Below are 4,797 nucleotides of genomic sequence, written 5' to 3'. Positions count from 1 at the left end.
GGGCTCCTGCCTCGAACCCGCGACCGACTGCGACGACCTCGACGAGAGCCGCTTTCCGGACGCGGTGGAGTGGTGCGACGGGGCCGACCAAGACTGTGACGGTGTAAGCGACAACGGCGCGTGTGAGGTCGTCGCACTGGCGCCTGTGGTTCCCACCCAGCCGATCGCGGCAACACATTACCGTCTGACAGGGACTTCGGCCCCGGGGGAAATCGCGGCGGTGGCCGGCCGTGAGCGGATTGCCGCGTCGGCTTCAGCTGATCCAAGCGGAGGCCTTTCCGTCGGAGCGTGACTGCGGCCGCCCAGCATGATCTACGGGCGGCGTGGACGAGCCCTTCAGCCCTCAGTTGCAGCGCGTCAGGTCACGCATCTCTGCTGAATCCTGGCGGCGACGCGTCGCGCAGGCCCGCGCCGACGCCGTCGTCATCAAGCAGATCCTGGACCAAGACGCGGTCTCGCTCAACGAGGCGATCGCCAAGGTGGTGCCGCCGGAACGGCGCAGCTGGGCGATGCGCCGCATCCCGGCCTACCGCCAGCGCGGGCTCGAGGCCCTAATCGACCGCCGGACGCCGCGGGAGCCCAGGGTGTCCAGCGCCTGTCGTGACGTCCTGCAGGCGGCGCGCGCCGCGGATCCATACCTCACGTCGTCGGCGGCGCTGGGCATTCTTCAGGCGCAGAACTTTTCGCCGTTGCCCTCCGAATCGACCATCAAACGCGAGTTCGCGCGCGTCGATGGGCGGCGCAAGTATGCCGCGAAGAAGCAGCGGACCGCCCGGGAGGTGGTGGAGCTGCCGCTCGCGGGCGGTGAGCTGCTGCTGGCTGCCGAGGTCGAGACCGGCGGCATCGCGGCGCTGACCACAACGCTGTCGCAGCTGGCCGAGGAAGCGCACATCGCCGCGCAGGGGCGAACGCCGAAGAAGGACGTGGCGCTGCGTTCACGGCGCGGCCACTTCACGGCGGGCTACAACCGGCAACGTCGTCGCAAGCGCGGCGAGGAGATCGCTGGGTACTTGCGGTCGGCAGCCGAGAAGGCGGTCGGCCGGGTGCCGACCTGGCCGCGCTTCGTGCATGAGCGCGCCGCCACGCTCGATGCCAAGCTGCGGATGCTCACCCTCGGCTGGCTGGTGGCGGACACCAAGGGTTGGGCCGCGCTGCGCGCCCCCGAGGCGGCTGGCCTCGAGCAGCTGACAGGCTTCGCCTACATGCCGAGCACGCTCTCCAAGCTGGTCTCGGCGCTGGCGATCTGCGGCGCCGGTGCGCCGCTCTTGAGGACGGTCGGGCAGCACTGGCACCAGGTGGCCCAGCGTCACTTCGGCGAGCCCGGTGCGATGGCCGCCATCTACATCGACAACCACGCCAAGGAAGTGTGGAGCTCGCTCTTCACCCAGAGCGGCAAGGTGTCGCACCGAAACCGCGTCATGCCGTGCATCACCACGACCTACGCGCACACCGGTGCCGGCACGCCGCTGGTGCTGTCGGCGCAGAGCGGCGCGGCGCCCCTGGCCCCGCGCTTGGTGACTCTGGTGGAGGAGGCCGAAGAGCTCCTCGGCGGCGCCGTCGAGCGCGCGGTGGTCATCGACTCGGAGGGTTCGACCTTCGATCTGCTCGAGTCGTTCACCCAGCGCGGGCGAGTGCTGATCACGCCGCTGCGCCCGGCACGGGCCCCGGAGCTCTCGCTGCGCTACTCGCGCGGCTCGTACTTCCGGCCCTACCGTGACAACGACGAGCTGCGCGTCGCGAGCTGTACACTGACGCACAAGAGCACGGGCCGCAGGCTCGCGCTGGGGGCGCTCCTGGTGCGTCGTGAGCACAGGGACAGCGACACGGTGCTACTCACCAACGGCCTCGAGCTGGGTCTGGAAGGGCGGGAGCTTGCCGACCTCTACTTTCGGCGTTGGCCGGTTCAGGAGAACGCCTTCAAGGAGGGTGCGGCCCTGGGGCTCGACCAGCACCGCGGCAACTGCGGTCGCATGGTCGCCAACGTCGCCGTCATCACGGAGCTCGACAAGCTCGCGGCGCGCGCCCAGCGCGACGGCGAGGCGCTGGCCGAGCTGACCGCCGAGCGGTCGGCGTTGGTGACCGCGGCCAAGGCGGCAGCCAAGGATGACCGCCGCGCGCAAGCGGCGCTCACCGTGCGAAGGCGCCGACTCGACGCGCGAGTGGCCGCCGCCAAGACCGAAGGCCCGACCTTTGCCCGTGTCGCTGTGGAGCATCAGCAAGCGCTGGTTCGCGCCGAGAAGACGGCAACCGCCGCGCTCGCAGCTCGAGCGGCCGTCGAGCGTAACCAGACACGGACCGCCAAGCTCACCGCACAGCTCCCGGAGCTCGCTGCGCGTTGCCGCCACCTCGAGGCGCAGCGCACCATCCGTCAGCTCGATGTCGCCCAGGACCAGATCCTCACCGCCACCAAGCTGACCGCGACGCAGCTCATCACATTCGCGGTGCGACAGTACCTGCCTGCACTGCCGATGACCCCGGAGACCTTCGTGGCGCGCGTCTTCCCGCTGCGCGGACGCAGAGAGGTCGAGCCCACGCTCGAGCGCGTCGTGTTCTACGCGAACCCCCGCGACCCCGAGGTCACGGCGGCCCTTGCCGACGCCTGCCGCCGCCTCAACAGCCGCGCCCTGCAGCGTGCCGGACGGCGATTACGCTATGCGGTCGAGGAGATGCCTCCCAGGAACCAGTCCGGCTGATCTGATCCCGGAGAACTCTTGGGGGCCGAAGTCCCTGTTTGACCAGCCGGAGGTCGGCGCGTGAAGCGGCGGGGCGCTGCGGCCCGGACGCGCGCGGAGGCGTGTTGCCCGCGTAGAGGCGCAGGTGATTGCGCTCGTGCTCCTGCCGGCGGTGGAACGCCCAGTACGCGTCGAAGTCGCCGCTCGCCCGCAGCGCACGGAGCTTCAGCACAGCCTCCGCGCCCGGCAGGCCCCAGCGGGCGCCGGTGATGTCCATCCGGTCCTTCACCAGGTAGCGACAGGCGCCCTCGATGACGCCCGTCGCGATCGGCAGGCCGGCCCTCAGGTACTCGTCGTAGCGCAGGAACTCCTTGTGCGAGAGCAAGTAGCCCGCGCACTTGTCCACGCCGCGTCGCTGGGTCTTCTTCAGCCGACGCTTGGTGGCGCTGCGCCGCATGCCCGCCGCCACCGTGCTCGCGCGACCGCGCAGGATCTCGAGCAGTCGCTCGCTCACCCAGGTCTCCGCCGCCTTTGTGCCCTCCGCATGGAAGCAAAGCGCCGCCTCCCACAGGTACTCGATGACGTGGATGATATCGAGCACCACGGTCACCTCGACTCCGGCGGCCTTGGCGCATCCGAGCACCAGGCCGAGCTGCGTCTCGGCGCCGTCGACCAGCACCGCCCAGCGACGTTTCCGGTCCGGGTCGCGGCGCAGCGCCTCCTCGAAGTACTCCGCGACCACCTGCTCGGGGTCCTTCTCGAGCGAGGCCGAGACCCGCTTCTGGGTCGGACGCGGGCGAGCCGGCGGCACCTCGTGCACCGGCTGCATCTCGCGCACGATCTGCTCCGGAGTGCGCACGTAGCGCGTGACGCTCCAGATCGCCGCCACCGTCGCCATGCGCCGGAGGTTCTTCTTCTCGCCCTTCGACAGGCGCCGCTTGAGCTTGTGCGTGCGGCGCGACGCCGCCTCGGCCGTCGCGGCGCGCAGGTGTCCCTTGCGCATCACGACGCCCTTGCCGTCGAAGCTCATCACCAGCAGGGCGTCGGCACTCGACGGCTCCACGGCGCGCTCGGCGTAGAACGCGTCGAAATCGACGGCGGCGCCCACCGTGAGCCTCTCGGCCTGCCGCTTGGCGACCTCCGCGCCGGTGGTCGCGCGCACCGAGCGCGTCACCTCGTCGAAGGAGAGCTGGGCAGCGCCGTCGGCGACGCGTCGCTGCACGCCGTCGGAGAAGAGATCCTTCGGCATGCTCAGCTCGGCGTCGAGCGGCGCGAGGCTCGCGTGGCCCACGGCGCCATAGAGCTGACGCCCGAGGGCAACGGTGCCGAGCAGCGTCTCCAGCTTGCGTGCACCGTCGCGATGCAGAGTGCGCACCACGTCGTCGGCGCCGCAGACGTCGGTGTGCACGACCTCGCGACCCGAGCGGACGTCGAGATGCGACTGGAAGAGCTGCCGAAGAACCTCGCGGCCCTCGACGTCGATGAGCGCCTCGACCTCGCCGTGCGTCATCGCCGCGGTCTCGGCGGCGCCGAGCTTGTCGCGGAGCCGCCCGAAAGCGCGCTCGGGTTCAAGGAAGGGGTTCTCGCGGAGATCGGCTTGTGCTTCCATGGCGCAGAGGGGTCCTCCGTGGTGGCGTATCAGCTCTCGCAAGCCGTACGTACCGCGGATGGGCCCCTCGTCCACGCCCTGCCTCAGCTCAAGTCGGCGCCGTTACGCGGGAATGTGGTCGTCGCAAAGGATCCGCACCCGATTGAGTTCATCTACGAGACCGCCCGGCGCCCGGACATCATTCATGGCTACTTCGCCGGGACCCCTACGGTTGTCGCTTACCGCCTAGCGAACATTGAGGCGCGCGGTCCGGGCGGCGCGCTCGCAGGCCGCTACTCGTTCACGTACGACAACGCTGGCTCCAGCAAGCGAACCCGCCTCACTCAAGTCCAAGAGTGCGCTGGCGATGGCGCCTGCAAGCCGCCGACCACCTTCCAGTGGACGACCGGACCTACGAGCTTCAGTCCGGTGTCGGCAACGGGAGATTTGGATCTCGCACCAGTCCCGAACCTCGGAGGGCAGATCGCCGCCACGCCGATGGCGATCGACGTCGACGCAGACGGCGTCAACGAGATC

3 protein-coding genes and 1 pseudogene are annotated in these 4,797 nt (G+C 70.0%); 3 read left to right on the top strand and 1 reads right to left on the bottom strand.

The genetic code is table 11. The features are described 5' to 3' along the window. Together IT540_RS08910 and IT540_RS08905 are read left to right on the top strand one after the other, a co-directional pair. The coding region (locus IT540_RS08910) for a putative metal-binding motif-containing protein (protein WP_291175998.1) at window positions 1-292 on the top strand (292 nt) is incomplete at its 5' end. Window positions 293-323: 31 nt separating this feature from the next. Next, complete coding sequence (locus IT540_RS08905) at window positions 324-2,693, top strand: hypothetical protein (protein WP_291175996.1); 2,370 nt, start codon at window positions 324-326, stop codon at window positions 2,691-2,693. On the opposite strand, the gene IT540_RS08900 is transcribed toward IT540_RS08905, so the two are convergent. Then, window positions 2,611-4,281: an ISKra4 family transposase gene (locus IT540_RS08900; protein WP_291175994.1), complete on the bottom strand. Its 1,671-nt coding sequence runs from the start codon at window positions 4,279-4,281 to the stop codon at window positions 2,611-2,613. The two genes, IT540_RS08905 and IT540_RS08900, sit on opposite strands and share 83 nt — an antisense overlap. Window positions 4,282-4,302: 21 nt before the next feature. On the opposite strand from IT540_RS08900, the pseudogene IT540_RS08895 reads away from it, so the two are divergent. Next, window positions 4,303-4,797, top strand: a pseudogene (locus IT540_RS08895) (hypothetical protein); the annotation flags it as partial.

It is taken from the genome of Hyphomicrobium sp. (genome assembly GCF_020852195.1).
Taxonomy (GTDB): domain Bacteria; phylum Pseudomonadota; class Alphaproteobacteria; order Rhizobiales; family Hyphomicrobiaceae; genus Hyphomicrobium_C.
The sequence above is the reverse complement of the archived record's forward strand: the minus strand, read 5'-3'. Positions and strand labels throughout refer to the sequence as shown.

What these genes read in the sequence shown, in the direction of transcription:
- IT540_RS08900 (WP_291175994.1), bottom strand. Translation starts at nt 4,281, where the DNA reads ATGGAAGCACAAGCCGATCTCCGCGAGAACCCCTTCCTTGAACCCGAG.